Here is a 19,552-nt window from a genome sequence, read left to right as displayed (position 1 = left end):
TGACAGCCCCAGAACGGATTCCGTACATTCCCCGCAGCCCGCGTGAGCACGGTACCTCCGCCCCGGGCGTGCCGCCCGGCGGCGGTCACGGGCCCTGCGGGGCGAACAGCGCCTCGTCGTCGCCGGGAACGGCCAGACCGCCCGGCGTACGGGGCCTCGGCACCGTCCGGTCCAGCAGACGGCGGCGCGCCGAGCGTCGGGCCGAACGGGGGACGATGACCGCCATCAGGCACGAGACCGCCATGCCCAGCAGGCCGACGACCACCCCGAGCTTCGTGGCCAGCGACACCTGGGGCAGCACGAACACCGCGATGTCCAGGCCGAACGACGCGGCGCTCACCACCGCCAGCGCCGCGGCCACGCGGTTGAGGCGGGCGTCCAGCTCCTCGGAGCGCTGCGACGCCGCGGCCAGCAGCGAGTTGGAGACGTAGCCGAGCAGCTTGTCGGCCCGCTCCTGGGTGTCGTCCAGGCCGATCACCTCGCGGGCCGCCAGATAGCTGGCCCGGTGCGCCTGCGTCGACTCGATCCGGTAGCCGTCCAGGTGGTGGAAGTCGGACCACAGGCCGTCCAGGAAGCGCCGGAAGGCGTGCACGTCGGTGCTCTCCGGCTGGCCGTGCGCCAGGTCGGCCAGCACCCACCGGCCCGCGATGAGCGCGCCCACCAGCAGCGACTGCTGGGCCACCGCGATGTCGGTGGGCTCGGTCATGGTCAGCAGGTCGAACAGCGGGGTGGCCGGATCGCGGTCCCACGCGTACGTGTACGGCAGCAGGAGGCGGCAGTCCGGACCGGCGGTCAGGTCCGGCACCCGGGCGTCGGGCTCCCACGGCGGATCGACGGTGACGAAGTGCGCGTTGTAGCGCGCGGACTGGCGGTCGATGGGGGAGCGGCCACCGCCGAGTGCCAGGTCGGGCCGCAGCGCCACGCCGTCCATCAGGCCGCCGGCCACGGATGCGGCCAGCACGGCCGTCAGCACCGGCGAGTCGGCCTCCCGCAGCACCCGGTTGACCTGCGCGTCGAGGGCGTCCAGCTCGTGCAGCCCGAGCTGCCGCAGGTCCCGTTCGTGCCGCAGCGCGTACACCACGAGGACGGTGCCGGCGGTCAGGATGCGCGCGTGGCAGGCGATGATCTCGGCGCCCGGCAGCGTCACCGCGGACCGGATCACCGTGGTCAGGTCCAGCTCGATGGTGGTGTCCGGGTTGTACGCGAGCGACCGCAGCGCGCCGACGACCGGGCGCAGTTCGCCCAGACCGGGGACGACGACGAGTTCGGTGCCGGTGTCGGGGGAACGGTGGTGCAACGGGTACGCCCTGCTCTGCAGGTGCAGGACCTCGCTCACCCGGCGGCTCCCCGCGGCGCCGCCCACGAGACGGCCACGTACTCGGGGATCAGGTCGCTCTCCGGCACCGTGACGCCGCCGAGGTAGCGGCGCTGCAGGTCCTCGGGCCCGAGGTCCTCCAGGCCGGGGCCGAGCAGCCGCACCAGCCGGTCGTGGGTGAGGTAGCTGGCGTCCGCGGGGACCTCGCGGCGGCGGAACCAGTGCCGCTGCTCGGCCAGCACGCGGCTGCCCGCGGCGGCGGCCGGCCAGTAGCTGACGGCCGTCACCGCCGTGGTGCCGAAGCCGGCGCCCAGGGTCACCACGGCCTCCGCGTCGGTCTCCGGCAGGTAGAACAGCACGCCCTCCGCGACGTAGGCGACCGGGCGCCCGCCGGCCAGCGCGCGGACCGTGCCGATCAGCCGCTCCCGGTCCTCGGCGCTGCCCAGGTCGGCGGCCACGTGGTGCACCTCGCGGCCCGTGGCGACCCCGTCGCCGACCAGCTCCGCGGCGCGCCGCCGCTTGGCCGCGACCATGTCGGGCAGGTCCACCTCGACCGAGAGCGCGAACGGCAGCAGCCAGGGGTAGGACGAGAAGCCCGCCCCGCAGACCACCAGCACGGTGTCCGGATCGGCGGCCAGCGCCCTGGTGAGGGTGTCGGCGACGAACCGGCCGCGCAGCGACACCACCAGGTCGTCGTGCGCGTACACGGCGGCCGCGTACTCGTCCCACAGCTCGCGCACCGCGCCGCGCTCGCCGTCCGGGATCCACGCCGCGGCCAGCCGGTCCTCGGCCAGTTCCGGTCTGCGGGCCCGCGACTCGTTGACGAGATACGCCGTCAGCTCGACCCCATCCCGCATGCCGGACAACCCCCGTCGGTCAGTGCCGTGACACGGCGTCAACCTCCTTGGTACCACTGCCCGATGGGCCCGGCGCAAGTCCGGCGCCCGCCCGCCGGCCCTGCCGCGTGACGCGTTCCGCGGGCCCGCGCCGGCCGACGTGCCCCGGGGACGTGTCCCGGGGACGTGTCCCGCGACGCGCCCCCGTGCGGGCCGTGCGGGCGTGCCGTACGGCGTGGGCCACCCGGGTGGCCCACGCCGTGACCGCGATGGCCGAGCCCGGCGGGACGTCTCGCCGCACGCCGCACCGGGCAGCGCCCCGGCCCCGCGCCGTGCCTCCCGCCGGGCGCGGCCGGTGACCGCGCGGCCGCCGGGAGAGCGCCCGGCCCGCGGGCTCCGCGGGCCCCGGACCCGGACCTCCGCGCCGGCAGGCGCCGCGGGCCTTTGAGGCGGCGCCGTCCGGGTACCCGCCAGGCCGGGGCATGACCCGGGCGGGGTCGTGTACTAGAGTTATCTCGACATCGAGATATCTGCCGAGGCGTACCGTCAGATCGGCAGCAATGCGGTGGTACGCGCGAAAAACATGCATGAAGGAGACTGTCGTGTCGGCGAACAGCTTCGACGCCCGCAGCACCCTGCAGGTGGGCGACGAATCGTATGAGATCTTCCGGCTGGACAAGGTGGAGGGCTCCGCCCGGCTGCCGTACAGCCTGAAGGTGCTGCTGGAGAACCTCCTGCGCACCGAGGACGGCGCCAACATCACCGCCGACCACATCCGGGCTCTCGGCGGATGGGACTCGCAGGCCCAGCCGAGCCAGGAGATCCAGTTCACGCCGGCCCGCGTGATCATGCAGGACTTCACCGGCGTGCCCTGCGTGGTCGACCTCGCCACCATGCGCGAGGCCGTCAAGGAGCTGGGCGGCGACCCGGCGAAGATCAACCCGCTGGCGCCGGCCGAGCTGGTCATCGACCACTCGGTGATCGCCGACCGCTTCGGCACCCCCGACTCCTTCGCGCAGAACGTGGAGCTGGAGTACGGCCGCAACAAGGAGCGCTACCAGTTCCTGCGCTGGGGCCAGACCGCGTTCGACGAGTTCAAGGTCGTCCCGCCCGGCACCGGCATCGTTCACCAGGTGAACATCGAGCACCTGGCCCGCACGGTCATGGTGCGCAACGGCCAGGCGTACCCCGACACCCTCGTCGGCACCGACTCGCACACCACGATGGTCAACGGCCTCGGTGTGCTGGGCTGGGGCGTCGGCGGCATCGAGGCCGAGGCCGCGATGCTCGGCCAGCCGGTCTCCATGCTCATCCCGCGCGTGGTCGGCTTCAAGCTGACCGGCGAGCTGCCCACCGGCACCACCGCGACCGACCTGGTGCTGACCATCACCGAGATGCTGCGCAAGCACGGCGTGGTCGGCAAGTTCGTCGAGTTCTACGGCGAGGGCGTGGCCGCCACGTCCCTGGCCAACCGCGCCACCATCGGCAACATGTCGCCGGAGTTCGGTTCCACCGCCGCGATCTTCCCGATCGACGCGGAGACCCTCGGCTACCTGAAGCTGACCGGCCGCAGCGAGCAGCAGGTCGCGCTGGTCGAGGCGTACGCCAAGGAGCAGGGCCTGTGGCTGGACCCGGCCGCGGAGCCGGACTACTCCGAGAAGCTCGAGCTGGACCTGTCCACCGTCGTGCCGTCCATCGCCGGCCCCAAGCGCCCGCAGGACCGCATCGTGCTGGCGAACGCCGCCGAGCAGTTCGCCGTCGACGTGCGCAACTACGTCACGGACGACGAGGAGGCGGGCAAGGAGTCCTTCCCGGCCTCGGACTCCCCGGCCACGCACAACGGCGTGCCGACGAAGCCGACGCTGGTCACCGCCCCCGACGGCACCAGCTACGAGCTCGACCACGGCGCCGTCACCGTCGCCGCGATCACCTCGTGCACCAACACCTCGAACCCGTACGTCATGGTCGCCGCCGCGCTGGTGGCCAAGAAGGCGGTCGAGCGTGGCCTGACCCGCAAGCCGTGGGTGAAGACCACCCTGGCCCCCGGCTCGAAGGTCGTCACCGACTACTTCGACAAGGCCAACCTCACCCCGTACCTGGACAAGCTGGGCTTCAACCTGGTCGGCTACGGCTGCACCACCTGCATCGGCAACTCGGGCCCGCTGCCCGAGGAGGTCTCGCAGGCGGTCAACGCCGCCGACCTGGCGGTCACCTCGGTGCTCTCCGGCAACCGCAACTTCGAGGGCCGGATCAACCCGGACGTCAAGATGAACTACCTGGCGTCCCCGCCGCTGGTGGTCGCGTACGCCATCGCCGGGTCGATGAAGGTCGACATCACCAAGGACGCCCTGGGCACCGACACCGACGGCAAGCCGGTCTACCTGGCCGACATCTGGCCGTCCGAGGCCGAGGTCAACGACGTGGTCGCGTCCGCGATCGGCCAGGACATGTTCAGCCAGTCCTACCAGGACGTGTTCGCGGGCGACGCCCAGTGGCAGGCGCTGCCGATCCCCACCGGCAACACCTTCGAGTGGGACGCGGAGTCCACCTACGTCCGCAAGCCCCCGTACTTCGAGGGCATGGAGATGGAGCCGGCCGCGGTCACCGACATCGCCGGCGCCCGCGTGCTGGCCAAGCTCGGCGACTCGGTCACCACCGACCACATCTCTCCGGCCGGCGCCATCAAGGCCGACACGCCGGCCGGGCAGTACCTCACCGAGCACGGCGTGCAGCGGCGCGACTTCAACAGCTACGGCTCGCGCCGCGGCAACCACGAGGTCATGATCCGCGGCACCTTCGCCAACATCCGCCTGCGCAACCAGATCGCGCCGGGCACCGAGGGCGGCTTCACCCGGGACTTCACCCAGGACGGGGGCCCGGTGGCGTTCATCTACGACGCCTCCCGGAACTACATCGAGCAGGGCGTGCCGCTGGTCGTCCTGGCGGGCAAGGAGTACGGCTCCGGCTCGTCCCGCGACTGGGCGGCCAAGGGCACCGCGCTGCTCGGCGTCAAGGCCGTGATCGCCGAGTCCTACGAGCGCATCCACCGCTCCAACCTGATCGGCATGGGCGTGCTGCCGCTGCAGTTCCCGGAGGGCGCCACGGCGCTGACGCTGGGCCTGACGGGTGAGGAGACGTTCGCCTTCGCGGGCGTCACCGCGCTCAACGACGGCAGCACCCCGCGCACGGTGAAGGTCACCACCGACACCGGTGTCGAGTTCGACGCGGTTGTCCGGATCGACACCCCCGGCGAGGCGGACTACTACCGCAACGGCGGCATCATGCAGTACGTGCTGCGGTCGCTGCTGCGCAAGTAGCGCCCGCGCGTCCCCGGGCCGCCCAACAGCGGTTCCAGGGCCGCTCAGCGGCACTCACAGGGCCGCACTCCGCCATGGCGGAGTGCGGCCCTTTCGCGCTGTCCTGGAGGCCCTCACGACGCCGGATCCGCTGCCCCTTCCACGTTTCGGCCAGGTCTCAACTCGGGAAAGCTTGGCGGTCCGGGTTGTCTCGATCTTGCCCTGCCCGAGCCAAGTGGACTATACCTGTCGCGTCCAAGGAACCCGCTGGGAGCGGGGACGCGCGGGGGGCGGACGAGTGGCTCAGCCAGTCGTTTTCGATATTGTTCCTCGCCTCACTGGATGTACGGCTTCACTCACGCTTCAACTGTTCGCGGTAGTCGGCGGATTCCGCTGCACCGCATGAGTCCTGGAGAAGGCGAGGACTTGAGCATGGGATCCGAAATGAACCGCCGGGATCTGGTCAAGCGGTCTGCGGCGCTTGGCCTGGTGGCAGTTCCCGCGGCCGGTCTGCTGAGCGCGTGCGCGTCCAGCGGTGGCAGCGACAGCAACAGCTCGACCAAGCCCACCAAGGGCGCGGCGTCCAAGGACAACCCCTTCGGCGTCAACGACTCCGCGGCCCTCGACATCGTCATCTTCGACGGTGGTTACGGCCACGACTACGCCACCGCGCTGGGCAAGCTGTACGAGTCCAAGCACGCGGGCTCGAAGGCCTCCGTCCTGCCGACGCAGGACATCACCGGCAAGCTGCAGCCGCGCTTCAACGGCGGCAACCCGCCGGACGTCATCGACGACTCGGGCGCCCAGCAGATCAAGCTCGACGTCCTGCAGAAGAACGGCCAGCTCTCCGACCTGACGCCGCTGCTCGACGCGCCGTACATCGACGACCCGAGCAAGAAGATCCGCGACGTGCTGCAGCCCGGCACGATCGAGACCGGCACGCTCGACGGCAAGATGTACTCGCTGAGCTACATCTACACCGTGTGGGGTCTGTGGTACTCCGGCAAGCTCTTCAAGGAGAAGGGCTGGACCGCGCCGAAGACGTGGACCGACTTCATGTCGCTGTCCGCGGAGATCAAGAAGGCCGGCATCGCGCCCTTCGCCCACCAGGGCAAGTACCCGTACTACATCAACGTCGCCATCATGGACCTGATCGCCAAGAACGGCGGCGTGGACCTGCAGAAGCGCATCGACGCCTTCGACCCCACCGCGTGGGACGACCCGGCCGTCCTCAAGGGCATCACGGCCATCTACGAGATCGTCGACAAGGGCTACCTGCTCCCCGGCACCAACGGTCTGACCCACATCGAGTCGCAGACCAAGTGGAACCAGTACAAGGCCGCGTTCATCCCCTGTGGCTCCTGGCTGGAGAACGAGCAGCTCAAGGCGACGCCGAGCGACTTCGACATGAAGTTCATGCCGATGCCCTCGCTCGACGGCGACAAGCTGCCGCCGGACGCGATCCGCGCCGGCGCCGGCGAGCCGTTCATCGTCCCGGCGAAGGCCAAGAACCAGGCCGGTGGCCTGGAGTTCCTGCGCATGATGCTGACGAAGGAGGGCTCCGGCAAGTTCGCCGCCGCCGCCAACTCCCTCACGGTCCTGAAGGACGGCGTCGGCTCCGACGTCCAGCTGCGTCCGGGTACCGCGTCGACCGTGACCGCGCTGACCGCCGCGGGCACCAACACGTTCAACTACAACTACCCGAACACGAACAGCCAGTTCGACACGGACCTGCAGAACCTCAGCGCCGAGCTGATGGCCAAGCGCCTGAAGCCGGCCGAGTGGGTCGCCAAGGCCAAGCAGCTCGCCGCCAAGGCCAAGTCGAGCTGATTCGCCGACAGCGTGCGTGAGGCGGGGGCCGGAGATCTGCCGGCCCCCGCTCCGGCACAGCCACTCGACCAGGAGCAGGATCCATGCAGCATCGCAAATACCCCTTCATCGTGGGGTTCCTCATCGTTCCGCTCGTCCTCTACATCACGTTCGTGATCTGGCCGTACATTCAGACGATCGGCTATTCGCTCACGAACTGGCAGGGCGAGTCGCAGACCTTCAAGTTCGTCGGGTTCCAGAACTACTCGGACCTGTTCCACGACGGCGTGTTCCGGACCGCGTTGTGGCACAACATCCTGCTTCTGATCTTCCTCCCGGTCGTCACCATCCTGCTCGCCCTGTTCTTCGCCTTCATGGTGAACGTGGGCGGGCGCTCCACGGCGGGTGGCGTCCAGGGTGTGCGGGGCGCGTCGATCTACAAGGTCGTGTACTTCTTCCCGCAGGTGCTGTCGGTGGCCATTCTGATCGTGCTGTTCGGCGCGATCTACCGGAGTGACTCGGCCGGCCTCCTCAACGGTGTGCTGACGAAGCTGCACCTGGAGGACGCGAACAACCCGATCGAGTGGCTGAACGATCCGAACCTGGTGCTGTGGTGCCTGCTGGGCGTCCAGGTCTGGGCAGGTGTGGGCTTCTACCTGGTGCTGTTCTCGGCGGCGATGCAGTCCATCCCCAAGGACATCTACGAGGCCGCGCTGCTCGACGGCGCCGACCGGTCGCAGACCTTCTTCAAGGTCACCCTCCCGCTGCTGTGGGACACGGTCCAGACCTCGTGGGTGTACATCTCGATCTTCGCCATGGACTTCTTCGCGCTGGTCTCCGGCCTGACACAGGGAACCTACGGCGGTGGCCCCGACCACCACAGCGAGGTCATGTCGACCTACCTGATGCGTAACTTCCTGTACTTCGGTAAGAGCGGCTACGCCTGTGCGCAGGGCGTCATGATCATGCTGCTGACAATGATCGTGTCCGTGATCACGCTGCGGGCCTCCCGCCGTGACCGCATCGAGTTCTGAGCGGGGAAGCACCATGACCTCACCCATCACCGAGTCGCAGGCGGGCCTGATCAACCAGACCCCCGACGCCAGGGGGCTGCGCAAGGGGCAGAAGGCGGCCGACGACGAGCGCTACGACGGCGCCGGCGGCCGGGTCCTCAACGTCTTCTCGCACGGCTTCCTGATCCTCTGGGCGATCCTGATCATCCTGCCGCTGCTGTGGATCATCCTCGGCGCGTTCAAGAACAATGCGGAGATCGGCTCCAGCGCCTGGTCCTGGCCGTCGCACTGGAGCTTCGGTTCCTTCGGCCGGGCCTGGGACAAGGGCATCGGCAAGTTCTTCCTGAACACCGTGATCGTGATGATCTTCTCGGTGCCGCTGACGATGCTCTTCGGCTCCATGGTCGCCTACGTCCTGGCGCGGTACACCTTCCCCGGCAACAGGTTCTTCTACTTCCTGTTCGTCGGCGGCGCGATGTTCCCGTACTTCCTCGCCCTGGTGCCGCTGTTCTTCATGGTCAAGAACCTCGGCATGCTCAACACCTACCAGGGTCTGATCCTGGTCTACATCGCGTACTCGCTGCCGTTCACCACGTTCTTCATGCACTCGTTCTTCAAGACGCTGCCGACGGCGATCCACGAGGCGGCGGTGCTCGACGGGGCGTCGCACACCAGGACGTTCTTCCAGGTCATGATCCCGATGGCCAAGCCGGGTCTGCTGAGCGTCGGCATCTTCAACGTGCTGGGCCAGTGGAACCAGTACATCCTGCCGGTGACCCTGATGCAGCCGCAGTCCAGCACCGACCCGGACCGCTCGATGCTGGCCCAGGGCCTGGTCAACCTGTCCCTCCAGCAGGGCTACTCCGGCGACTACCCGGCGCTGTTCGCCGGCATGGTCGTGGCGATGCTGCCCGTGCTGGTGGTGTACCTGTCCTTCCAGCGCCAGGTCCAGGCCGGCCTGACCGCGGGCACCCTGAAGTAAGCCCGGCCCTGTCACGAATCGTCCCGACACCTCCCGGCCGGACCGGGACCGGAACGACGAGTCCCGACGAGCGGCTCCGCGATCGCGCGGAGCCGCTCGTCCGCGTTCCCGGCCGGGGAAAACCCATAACGGTGTGGTTCTCCCCCTTGACGGGACATCACACCAAACACTCAACTTAGAGTTCACATGTTGTAGACGACGGGGTCTCGCGGGTGTGGCGACATCGACACCGGCCCGAGTCCCGTCCCGTGCGGGCAGACGGAGCTGTCTCCGCCTGCCGGGCAGGAGTGGATGTCGTGGAGACTCCGGGATCGCAGTCGTCGCTGCACCGGGCCAACCTGGAGCGCGTGGTGCGGGCCGTACGGCTCGCCGGATCGCTCACCCAGGCCGAGATCGCGCGGAGCACGGGGCTGTCGGCGGCGACGGTGTCCAACATCGTCCGCGAGCTGCGCGACAACGGAACGGTGCAGGTCACGCCGACCTCCTCGGGTGGTCGGCGGGCCCGCAGCGTGGCGCTGTCGGGAGACGCGGGAATCGTCGTCGGAGTCGATTTCGGACACTCGCACCTGCGGGTCGCGGTCGGCAACCTGGCCCACCAGGTCCTCGCCGAGCAGTCCGAGCCCATCGACGTGGACGCCTCGGCGTCCCAGGGCTTCGACAGGGCCGAGCAGTTGGTGGCCCGGCTGGTGGAGTCCACCGGCGTCAGCCCGGAAAAGGTGCTGGGCGTCGGCCTCGGCGTGCCCGGCCCGATCGACGTGGAGACCGGGGCGCTGGGCTCCACCGCGATCCTGCCGGGGTGGAGCGGGATCAACCCCCGCCAGGAACTCTCCGACCGGCTCGGCGTGCCCGTCCAGGTGGACAACGACGCCAATCTGGGGGCGCTGGGCGAGCTGGTCTGGGGCGGCGGGCGCGGTGTCAAGGACCTGGCCTACATCAAGGTGGCCAGCGGCGTCGGCGCCGGCCTGGTGATCGACGGCCGGATCTACCGCGGACCCGGCGGCACCGCGGGGGAGATCGGCCACATCACGCTCGACGAGTCGGGGCCGGTCTGCCGCTGCGGCAACCGCGGCTGCCTGGAGACCTTCACCGCCGCCCGGTACGTGCTGGAACTGCTCCGCGGCAGCCACGGCGAGGGTCTGACGATCCCGCGCATGGTGCAGCTGGGGCGGGAGGGGGACCCGGGGTGCCGCCGTGTCATCGGCGACGTCGGGCGCCACATAGGGATGGGCGTGGCGAGCCTGTGCAACCTGCTCAACCCCAGCCGGGTCGTGCTCGGCGGCGACCTCGCGGAGGCCGGTGAGCTGGTCCTGGGGCCGATCAGGGAGTCCGTGTCGCGGTACGCCATCCCCAGTGCGGCCCAACGGCTTTCGGTCGTCCCCGGCGCACTGGGCGCCAGGGCGGAGGTTCTGGGAGCCCTTGCCCTGGTTCTGAGCGAAATGGGCGATTCGACCCTTTTGGATGGCAATGCCCCGGTTGACACCCCCGCCTTCTCGGCATAACGGAGCGTTCACACAGCTAACGAAACGGGTCGTTGCCATCTCGTTAAGTGTTTACTTCTTGACGACATGGCGTCAGCCGGAGTTGACTCACCAGCACCTCGGCCGCGGTGTTGCGGCCCTGTCAGGGAGGCAACCTCACATGAACGCAATGACGCGTCGCATCGCGATCGGATCGGTCGCCGTTTCGATCGCCTTCACCATGGCCGCTTGCGGCAAGGCCGGTGACAAGAGCAGCAGCAGCAGCGACAGCACGTCGAGCAAGGGTGGCAAGTCCATCGGCCTGCTCCTCCCGGAGAACGCCACGACGCGGTACGAGAAGTTCGACAAGCCGCTGATCGAGGCCAAGATCAAGTCCCTGTGCTCCGACTGCTCGGTCGAGTACGCGAACGCCGGTGCCGACCCGCAGAAGCAGGCCCAGCAGGTTCAGACCATGATCACCAAGGGTGTCAAGGTCCTGATCGTGGACCCGCAGGACTCGGCGGCCATCAAGAGCTCCATCCAGTCCGCGGTCGACAAGGGCATCAAGGTCGTCGCGTACGACCGCCTCGCCCAGGGCCCGATCTCGGCCTACGTCTCCTACGACAACGAGAAGATCGGCGAGCTGCAGGGTCAGGCCCTGCTGGACGCGATGGGCTCGGCGGCCACGCCGTCGGCGAACGTTGTCATGATCGACGGCGACCCGGCGGACCCGAACGCCGCCATGTTCAAGGCCGGCGCCCACAAGGTCCTCGACGGCAAGGTGAAGATCGCCTACGAGCAGAGCGGTCTCTGGAAGGACACGGTCGCCGCCCAGAAGATGACCGCGGCGGTCACCCAGCTCGGCAAGGGCAACATCAAGGGCGTCTACTCGGCGAACGACGGCATGGCCGGCGGTGTCTCCACGGTCCTCAAGGGCAACGGCATGACCGTGCCGCTGACCGGCCAGGACGCCGAACTCGCGGGCCTGCAGCGGATCCTGACCGGCGCGCAGACGGCCACGATCTACAAGCCGTACGCTCCGGAGGCCAACGCCACCGCCGAGATCGCCGTGGACCTGCTCGAGGGCAAGGACTTCAAGTCCGTCGCCACCACGACCGCGACCAGCGCTTCCGGCGAGACCGTTCCGGCCCTGCTGATCGGCGCCACCCCGGTCACCAAGGCGAACATCAAGGACACCGTGATCAAGGACGGGCTGTACACCACCGCCCAGCTCTGCTCCGGTGAGTTCGCCGCGGCCTGCACGGCCGCCGGCATCCAGTAACAACCAGGACGGCGGCCCCGCAAGGACCCCGGAACGCCCGGGGACCCCGTGTGCGGCCGCCTCCGCCCGCAGAGCCTGTCCGGCGCCCCGCCCCACCAATCCACCCCGCTGCCGGGGCGGGGCGCCGGACGGAAACCCTGGGGGCAACGGGGAAGAAATTCCCGCAACGTGGGGAAAACGAGGGGGAATCGCAGGAAGACCTCCTGCGGCTTCCCCGTTCACTATGTAGTCCTGTGCCTTGTGCACTCCCTCCGCGGCTGTTCCAGCACGCGGCATCCCCGCCGGTCAGGCGGCGAAGGAGATGGTTCACGTGTCCGCTACGCCCGTGCTGGCGTTGCGCGGAGTCTCCAAGCGATTCGGTGCGGTCCAGGCCCTCACCGATGTCGAACTGGAGGTCCACACCGGAGAAGTCGTCGCCCTGGTCGGCGACAACGGTGCCGGTAAGTCCACGCTGGTCAAGACGATCGCCGGGGTCCACCCCATCGACGAGGGCGTCATCGAGTGGGAGGGCAGCGCGGTCAGCATCAACCGGCCGCAGGACGCCCAGCAGCTCGGTATCGCCACCGTCTACCAGGACCTCGCCCTGTGCGACAACCTCGACGTGGTCGGAAACCTGTACCTCGGACGGGAGTTGCTGCGCCTCGGCAGCCTCGACGAGGTCACGATGGAGCAGCGCGCCCGCGAGCTGCTCAACACGCTGTCGATCCGCATCCCCAGCGTCCGGATCCCGATCGCCAGCCTCTCCGGTGGCCAGCGCCAGGTCGTGGCGATCGCCCGCGCCCTGATCGGCGACCCCAAGGTCGTCATCCTCGACGAGCCCACCGCCGCCCTCGGCGTCGAGCAGACCGCCCAGGTCCTCGACCTGGTGGAGCGGCTCCGCGAGCGCGGTCTGGGCGTCATCCTCATCAGCCACAACATGGCCGACGTCACCGCCGTCGCGGACACCGTCCACGTGCTGCGCCTCGGCCGCAACAACGGCTCCTTCCCGGTGAAGGAGACCACGAACGAACAGATCATCGCGGCGATCACCGGTGCCACGGACAACGCCGTGACCCGTCGGCAGTCGCGTAACGCGGAGGCGGCCAAGTGAGCAGCGACAAGACCACCCTGGACAAGGGCATCCCGGCGGAAGAGGTTCCGCCGCCGGCGGTCGTGGCCGTCGACCCCCGGCTGCTGGTCCGCGAAGAGGGCTTCAAGGGCTACATCACCGAGTTCAAGCGCAGGCTCAGGGGCGGCGAGCTGGGCTCCCTCCCGGTCATCGTCGCGCTGATCGTCATCTGGGTGATCTTCCAGAGTCAGAGCAGCAAGTTCCTGACGTCCGGAAACGTCCTCCACATCACCTACTTCCTGTCCGGCACGGGCATGCTGGCCATCGGGCTGGTCTTCGTCCTGCTGCTGGGTGAGATCGACCTGTCGGTCGCGTCGGTCAGCGGCCTCGCCTCGGCGTTGTTCGCGGTGTTCACCGCCACACATGGCATGAACGTGTGGCTAGCGCTGGTGCTCACGGTCGCGATCGGCGCCGGTATCGGCGTCTTCCAGGGATTCTTCTTCGCGAAGATCGGCGTACCAGCGTTCGTCGTCACCCTGGCCGGCTTCCTCGGCTGGAACGGTCTGATGCTGTGGGTGCTGGGTGACACCGGCTCCCTGCAGATCGCCGACACGGGCCCGATCCACCTGCTCGGGCAGAACTCGTACTTCATGAACCAGGACATCGCCGGTGCGTACGTCCTGGCCACCGTCGGTGTCGCCGCGCTGCTGGCCGGCTCGCTGGTCGAGCAGGGCCGCCGCCGCAAGGCGGGGGTGCCGTTCCGGACCACCGGCGAGATCCTGCTCCGCACCGTGCTGCTGGCGATCGTGGCGTACGGCATGGCGATCGTGCTCAACAACGCCGGCGGTGTGCCCAACGCCCTGGTGTTCTTCCTGATCGCGCTGATCATCTGCGACTTCGTGCTGCGCCGCACCACCTTCGGCCGCAAGGTCTTCGCGCTCGGCGGCAGCGTCGAGGCGTCCCGCCGTGCCGGTATCAACGTGGGCGTCGTCCGCATGGCGGTCTTCGGCATCTCCGGTGGCTTCGCGGCGATCGGCGGCCTGTTCCTGGCCGGCCAGACCCAGGCGGCCACCCTCCAGGGTGGCGGCGGCAACCTGCTGATGCTGGCCATCGCCGCCGCCGTCATCGGCGGCACCAGCCTCTTCGGCGGCCGCGGCAACGTCTGGTCCGCCCTGCTGGGCATGCTGGTCATCCAGTCCATCCAGACCGGCCTCGACCTGCTGAACATGAACCAGTCGATCCAGTACATGATCACCGGCGCCGTTCTGCTCGCCGCTGTCATCGTCGACTCGCTCTCGCGTCGCACCCAGAAGTCGTCCGGGCGCGCGTAACCGCGACACAGATCACGCGAACCGCCGGGCGGCCCTGGACCCTCCAGAGCCGCCCGGCGGTTTCGTGCGGTCTAGACTCGTCGGATCGGCCCGACCGGCCGGTAGGCACAGGCGCGGTGGACCCACCGCGGTACACAGCGACACAACAGGCGAAGGCCGAGCCGCAGGCAGAGCCACAGGCAAGAGGAGGCACGGGTGGCAGTGCTGACCCGTATCAACGGACCCCGCGACCTGGACCCGCTCGGCCCCCAGCAGCTGGAGGAGCTGGCGGCCGAGATCCGTACCTTCCTCGTCGACGCGGTGTCCAAGACCGGTGGGCACCTGGGCCCCAACCTCGGCGTGGTCGAGCTGACCATCGCCCTGCACCGGGTCTTCCACTCCCCGCAGGACCGCATCCTCTTCGACACCGGCCACCAGGCCTACGTCCACAAGCTGCTGACCGGACGCCAGGACTTCACGCGGCTGAAGAGCACGGGCGGGCTGTCCGGCTACCCCTCGCGGGCCGAGTCCGAGCACGACGTCATCGAGAACAGCCACGCCTCGACCGTGCTGGGCTGGGCCGACGGCCTGGCCAAGGCCAACGAGCTGCTGGACCGCGACGACCACGTGGTCGCGGTGATCGGTGACGGCGCGCTGACCGGCGGCATGGCCTGGGAGGCGCTGAACAACATCGCGGCCGCCAAGGACCGCCCGCTGGTCATCGTCGTCAACGACAACGAGTGGTCCTACTCGCCGACCATCGGCGGCCTCGCGAACCACCTGGCGACGCTGCGCACCACCGACGGCTACGAGCAGTTCCTGGCCCGCACCAGGGAGCTCCTGGAGCGCACCCCGCTCATCGGCCGCCCGCTGTACGAGACCCTGCACGGCGCCAAGAAGGGCCTGAAGGACTTCATCACGCCGCAGGGCATGTTCGAGGACCTGGGCCTGAAGTACGTCGGTCCGATCGATGGCCACGACATCGAGGCCGTCGAGTCCGCGCTGCAGCGCGCCAAGCGCTTCCGCGGCCCGGTGATCGTGCACTGCATCACCGAGAAGGGCCGCGGCTACCGCCCGGCCGAGCGGGACGAGATCGACCGTTTCCACGGCATCGCGCCGATCCACCCCGACACCGGCCTGCCCCTCTCGGCCGGCGGCGCGGACTGGACCTCGGTGTTCGGCGACGAGATGCTCGAACTCGGCCGGGAGCGCAAGGACATCGTGGCCATCACCGCGGCCATGCTGCACCCGGTGGGCCTGACGAAGTTCGCCGCCGAGTTCCCGGAGCGGGTCTACGACGTCGGCATCGCCGAGCAGCACGCCGCCGTGTCCGCGGCCGGCCTGGCCACCGGCGGCCTGCACCCGGTCGTCGCGGTCTACGCGACGTTCCTCAACCGGGCGTTCGACCAGGTGCTGATGGACGTCGCCCTGCACAAGTGCGGTGTGACGTTCGTGCTGGACCGCGCCGGCGTCACCGGCAGCGACGGCGCCTCGCACAACGGCATGTGGGACATGTCGATCCTCCAGGTCGTGCCCGGCCTGCGGATCGCCGCGCCGCGCGACGCCGACCAGGTCCGCGCCCAGCTGCGGGAGGCCGTCACCGTCGAGGACGCGCCCACCGTGGTCCGCTACTCCAAGGGCGCCGTGGGCCCCGCGGTGCCCGCGGTCGGGCGGATCGGCGGCATGGACGTGCTGCGCACCCCCGCCGACGGCACGGCACGGCCCGACGTGCTCCTGGTGTCGGTCGGCGCGCTGGCGCCGATGTGCCTGGAGATCGCCGACCTGCTGGACGCCCAGGGCATCACCACCACGGTCGTCGACCCGCGCTGGGTCAAGCCGGTCGACGAGGCGCTGCCGGGCCTGGCCGCCCGGCACCGCGTCGTGGTCACCGTCGAGGACAACGGGCGGGCCGGCGGCGTCGGCACGGCGATCGCCCAGGCGCTGCGCGACGCCGAGGTGGACGTCCCGCTGCGCGACTTCGGCATCCCGCAGGAGTTCCTGTCCCACGGCTCCCGCAAGGACGTGATGGCGGCCATCGGCCTCACCGCGCCCGCCGTCGCCCGCCAGGTCACCGGCGTCGTCGCCACCATCGACGGCCGCTTCGTGGACGAGGCCGACGAGGCGGCCGAGGCGGCCGAGGGGAAGACCGCGGAGGCGGCCCCGGAGATCGCCCGGGACTGATCCGGCCACCGCTGACGGCCACGCGCCGCGCGCCGCCGTCAGCGCCCCACCAGGGGGTTCACCCGCAGGGGTGGACCCCCTGTGCCGTGGGCGTACCCGTGGGCGCGCCTGTCCGGGTGCGCGGCCGCCGCGCCAGTGGAGTGGCGACTGCCGGCCCGGTCGGGGCCGGCGGACGCCTGGAGGTGGCCCCATGGGCCTGGACATCGGTTCCCGCGACGGCAGCGGCGGCGGTGCGGCCCCGCAGCGGCCGGCGCGCGGAGCCTTCCGCACCAAGACCGTCGAGCAGTCCATCGCGGACACCGAGGAGCCCGAGCACGGGCTGCGCAAGGAACTGTCCGCGCTGGACCTCGTCGTGTACGGCGTCGGCGTCATCGTCGGCACCGGCATCTTCGTGGTGACCGGCTCGGTCGCCAAGGAGTACGCGGGCCCCGCGGTGTCCCTGGCCTTCGTCGCCTCCGCGGTCGTCTGCGGGCTGGCGGCCCTGTGCTACGCCGAGTTCGCCTCGACGGTCCCCGTGGCCGGCTCCGCCTACACCTTCAGCTACGCCTCCATCGGGGAGCTGCCGGCCTGGATCATCGGCTGGGACCTGGTGCTGGAGCTCGCCCTGGGCGCGGGCGTGGTGGCCGGCGGCTGGTCCGGCTACGTGGCGAGCCTGCTGTCGCACGCCGGGATCGAGGTGCCGGCCTCGCTCAGCCACCGCGACGGAAGGTTCGGCTTCGACGTCCTGGCGGCCGCGCTCGTCCTGGTGCTCACCGGCATCGTGATGATGGGCATGAAGCTGTCCGCCCGCATCACGGGCCTGGTGGTGGCGACCAAGGTCACGGTGGTCCTCGTCGTCATCTTCGCCGGCCTCTTCTACGTCACCGGCAGCAACTACTCTCCGTTCCTGCCGCCGTCCCGGGCGACCACCGGCACCGGCTCCACGCTGCACGCCCCGCTGGTGCAGGTGGTGTTCGGCTTCACGCCCTCGTCCTTCGGCGTCATGGGGATCTTCTCGGCCGCCGCGGTGGTGTTCTTCGCGTTCATCGGCTTCGACATCGTGGCGACCGCCGCCGAGGAGACCCGCAACCCGCAGCGCGACATGCCGCGCGGCATCTTCGGCTCGCTGATCCTGTGCACGACCCTGTACGTCGCCGTCTCGCTGGTCGTCACGGGCATGCAGAAGTACTCCGACCTGGACACCAGCGCGCCGCTGTCCAACGCCTTCAAGGCGGTCGGGGCGCCCTTCTGGTCGGGCCTGATCAGCTTCGGGGCCGCGGTCGGCCTCACGTCCGTGGTGATGATCCTGCTGCTCGGCCAGACCCGCGTGTTCTTCGCGATGAGCCGCGACGGCCTGCTGCCGCGGGCCTTCTCCCAGGTCCACCCCCGGTACGGCACCCCGTACCGCACCACCGTGCTGCTCGGCGTGGTCGTGGCGCTGATCGCCGGCTTCTTCACCGTCGGCGAGCTGGAGCAGATGGTGAACATCGGCACCCTCTTCGCCTTCGTCGTCGTCGCCGTCGGCGTCATCGTGCTCCGCCGCACCCGCCCCGACCTGCACCGGGCCTTCCGGGCGCCCTGGGTGCCGGTCCTCCCGTCGCTGTCGGTGTGCGCGTCGCTGTGGCTCATGATCAACCTCAGCGCCGAGACCTGGCTGCGCTTCGCCGGCTGGATGCTGGCCGGCCTCGTCGTCTACGTCGGCTACGGCCGCTCGCACAGCCGGCTGGCCCGCGGCGGGACGCGGGAGCCGGCGGCGGTGCGCGACGCGGAGGAGGCCGCGGGAGCGCGGGAAGCGCCGCCGCGGTAACGGGCGGTAACGGTGACGGAGGGCACCTCGCGCACGCCGGGCAGCGCCGTGAGCAGGGCCGCCGGCCGCTGAGGGCACCCGGAATTCGGGCACAGGCGCGAGCGGTGGTAGAAATGCGCGAGAGCAGTGCGGGATGATCGAGGTGGCGTAGTCATGACGGAGTCCAAGGGCCCCCAGGCCGGAGACGCGGCTGTCCCCGGCAAGAAGAAGCGGAAGACCCCGCTGGACCGGGTGCGTCCCTACGCGATGACCCTGGTGGTGATGGCCGTGGTCTTCGGCGGCTCCGCCGTCATCGGCGCCCACGTGCGCGGCAACAAGGACACCAAGGTCAAGGAGCCGACCGGCGCCGCAGCCCCGGTGGTGGTCCCGACCGGCCCGCAGGTGAGCCCGAGCCCCACCGACACCCCCAAGGGCCCCAAGCTCGACGTGCCGGTGCACCCGACCGTCCCGGTGACCGTCACCGTCTACGAGGACCTGCGCAGCCCGGTCTCCAAGGCGTTCTACGACGAGTACTCGCCGATGCTGACCCAGCTGCTGACGACCGGTCAGGTGCAGATCCACTACCGCCTGGTGACCGCGTCCGACAAGAAGTACGGCGGCGACGGCTCGCTGAAGGCGGCCGCGGCCGCGGCCTGCGCCCAGGACCAGACCCGGTTCACGCAGTTCGTGGACCAGGTGTTCCGGCACCAGCCGGACCCGCAGACCGACTCGCTGGCCCACGAGGCGTTCCTGAAGAACCTCGCGCTGAAGGCCCACAAGATCAAGATGCAGACGTTCGAGCCGTGCATCGAGCAGGGCGACCACATCGGCTGGGTGAGCACCTCGCAGACCGACTTCGCCGCCTCCGGGCTCGGTGACGTGCCGGCCGTGGAGATCGACAACAAGCCGGTGAAGGACGTCTCGGGCGTCTCGCCGCAGAAGCTGCGGTCGATGATCCTGGCCGAGGCCAAGCACGTGATCGCGGTCCAGGCGACGCCGTCGCCGACCAGCACGATGGTGGGCTGACACCGGGGTCACCCGCCGGGCACGCAGCACCTTCCCGAACGGCCCGTTCCGCAGGAGTCCCTGCCGGAACGGGCCGTTCGTGCGCCCGCTCGGTCGGGTGGCACGGCCTCGCCGACCTCGACGACTACGAACGCACCTCTCTCGTACGGGACTTGACGATCGTCCTGCTGGCCCCGGCGCACCTTCCCCCGGCGGGCACCGCGGGGCCGTGAGCGCGCCGTGAGGGGCCGTG

13 protein-coding genes are annotated in these 19,552 nt (G+C 69.9%); 11 read left to right on the top strand and 2 right to left on the bottom strand.

Annotated features, from left to right (window positions below; genetic code table 11):
• Positions 1-85 precede the first annotated feature (85 nt).
• Positions 86-1,336 carry a hypothetical protein gene (locus tag BMW99_RS04965; RefSeq protein ID WP_141726162.1) on the bottom strand — a complete coding sequence of 417 codons (1,251 nt, stop codon included), beginning with the start codon at positions 1,334-1,336 and terminating at the stop codon, positions 86-88.
• Complete coding sequence (locus BMW99_RS04960) at positions 1,333-2,172, bottom strand: class I SAM-dependent methyltransferase (RefSeq protein WP_069463883.1); 840 nt, start codon at positions 2,170-2,172, stop codon at positions 1,333-1,335. Before BMW99_RS04960 ends, BMW99_RS04965 begins: the two co-directional genes overlap by 4 nt.
• Before the next feature lie 581 nt (positions 2,173-2,753).
• Here BMW99_RS04960 and acnA point away from each other — a divergent pair.
• The 11 genes from acnA to BMW99_RS04905 all read left to right on the top strand — a co-directional run bounded on the left by acnA (position 2,754) and on the right by BMW99_RS04905 (position 19,320).
• The gene (acnA, locus tag BMW99_RS04955; RefSeq protein WP_069465809.1) at positions 2,754-5,468 is read left to right on the top strand and encodes an aconitate hydratase AcnA; all 2,715 of its coding nucleotides are present in this window, start codon (positions 2,754-2,756) and stop codon (positions 5,466-5,468) included.
• Positions 5,469-5,879: 411 nt separating this feature from the next.
• The gene (ngcE, locus tag BMW99_RS04950) at positions 5,880-7,277 is read left to right on the top strand and encodes an N-acetylglucosamine/diacetylchitobiose ABC transporter substrate-binding protein (RefSeq protein WP_069465808.1); all 1,398 of its coding nucleotides are present in this window, start codon (positions 5,880-5,882) and stop codon (positions 7,275-7,277) included.
• Between the two features lie 83 nt (positions 7,278-7,360).
• On the top strand, positions 7,361-8,290 hold the full coding sequence (locus tag BMW99_RS04945) for a carbohydrate ABC transporter permease (RefSeq protein ID WP_069465807.1): 930 nt from the start codon (positions 7,361-7,363) through the stop codon (positions 8,288-8,290).
• Positions 8,291-8,303: 13 nt separating this feature from the next.
• Positions 8,304-9,251 carry a carbohydrate ABC transporter permease gene (locus tag BMW99_RS04940; protein ID WP_069465806.1) on the top strand — a complete coding sequence of 316 codons (948 nt, stop codon included), beginning with the start codon at positions 8,304-8,306 and terminating at the stop codon, positions 9,249-9,251.
• 296 nt (positions 9,252-9,547) lie between these two features.
• Entirely contained in the window at positions 9,548-10,750 is a 1,203-nt protein-coding gene (locus BMW99_RS04935; protein WP_075016298.1) for an ROK family transcriptional regulator, read from the top strand.
• A gap of 139 nt (positions 10,751-10,889) precedes the next feature.
• Positions 10,890-11,990, top strand: coding sequence for a sugar ABC transporter substrate-binding protein (locus BMW99_RS04930; protein ID WP_069463659.1), 1,101 nt, complete (start codon positions 10,890-10,892; stop codon positions 11,988-11,990).
• Between the two features lie 301 nt (positions 11,991-12,291).
• Positions 12,292-13,080, top strand: a complete 789-nt coding sequence (locus tag BMW99_RS04925; protein WP_075016297.1) for an ATP-binding cassette domain-containing protein — start codon at positions 12,292-12,294, stop codon at positions 13,078-13,080.
• 17 nt (positions 13,081-13,097) lie between these two features.
• Positions 13,098-14,369, top strand: a complete 1,272-nt coding sequence (locus BMW99_RS04920; protein ID WP_245791227.1) for a sugar ABC transporter permease — start codon at positions 13,098-13,100, stop codon at positions 14,367-14,369.
• A 195-nt stretch (positions 14,370-14,564) separates the two neighbouring features.
• The gene (dxs, locus tag BMW99_RS04915; protein ID WP_069463662.1) at positions 14,565-16,529 is read left to right on the top strand and encodes a 1-deoxy-D-xylulose-5-phosphate synthase; all 1,965 of its coding nucleotides are present in this window, start codon (positions 14,565-14,567) and stop codon (positions 16,527-16,529) included.
• Positions 16,530-16,719: 190 nt separating this feature from the next.
• The gene (locus BMW99_RS04910) at positions 16,720-18,315 is read left to right on the top strand and encodes an amino acid permease (RefSeq protein ID WP_079175935.1); all 1,596 of its coding nucleotides are present in this window, start codon (positions 16,720-16,722) and stop codon (positions 18,313-18,315) included.
• Positions 18,316-18,468: 153 nt separating this feature from the next.
• The gene (locus BMW99_RS04905; RefSeq protein ID WP_069462849.1) at positions 18,469-19,320 is read left to right on the top strand and encodes a DsbA family protein; all 852 of its coding nucleotides are present in this window, start codon (positions 18,469-18,471) and stop codon (positions 19,318-19,320) included.
• The last annotated feature ends 232 nt before the right edge of the window (positions 19,321-19,552 follow it).

Source organism: Actinacidiphila rubida, assembly GCF_900110255.1.
Lineage (GTDB): Bacteria > Actinomycetota > Actinomycetes > Streptomycetales > Streptomycetaceae > Actinacidiphila > Actinacidiphila rubida.
The sequence above is the reverse complement of the archived record's forward strand: the minus strand, read 5'-3'. Positions and strand labels throughout refer to the sequence as shown.

Excerpts from the sequence above, each read along its gene's own strand:
- BMW99_RS04945 (WP_069465807.1), top strand. The coding sequence starts at position 7,361 with ATGCAGCATCGCAAATACCCCTTCATCGTGGGGTTCCTCATCGTTCCG.
- BMW99_RS04910 (WP_079175935.1), top strand. The coding sequence starts at position 16,720 with ATGGGCCTGGACATCGGTTCCCGCGACGGCAGCGGCGGCGGTGCGGCC.
- BMW99_RS04960 (WP_069463883.1), bottom strand. The coding sequence starts at position 2,172 with ATGCGGGATGGGGTCGAGCTGACGGCGTATCTCGTCAACGAGTCGCGG.
- BMW99_RS04940 (WP_069465806.1), top strand. The coding sequence starts at position 8,304 with ATGACCTCACCCATCACCGAGTCGCAGGCGGGCCTGATCAACCAGACC.
- ngcE (WP_069465808.1), top strand. The coding sequence starts at position 5,880 with ATGGGATCCGAAATGAACCGCCGGGATCTGGTCAAGCGGTCTGCGGCG.
- BMW99_RS04930 (WP_069463659.1), top strand. The coding sequence starts at position 10,890 with ATGAACGCAATGACGCGTCGCATCGCGATCGGATCGGTCGCCGTTTCG.
- BMW99_RS04925 (WP_075016297.1), top strand. The coding sequence starts at position 12,292 with ATGGTTCACGTGTCCGCTACGCCCGTGCTGGCGTTGCGCGGAGTCTCC.
- BMW99_RS04905 (WP_069462849.1), top strand. The coding sequence starts at position 18,469 with ATGACGGAGTCCAAGGGCCCCCAGGCCGGAGACGCGGCTGTCCCCGGC.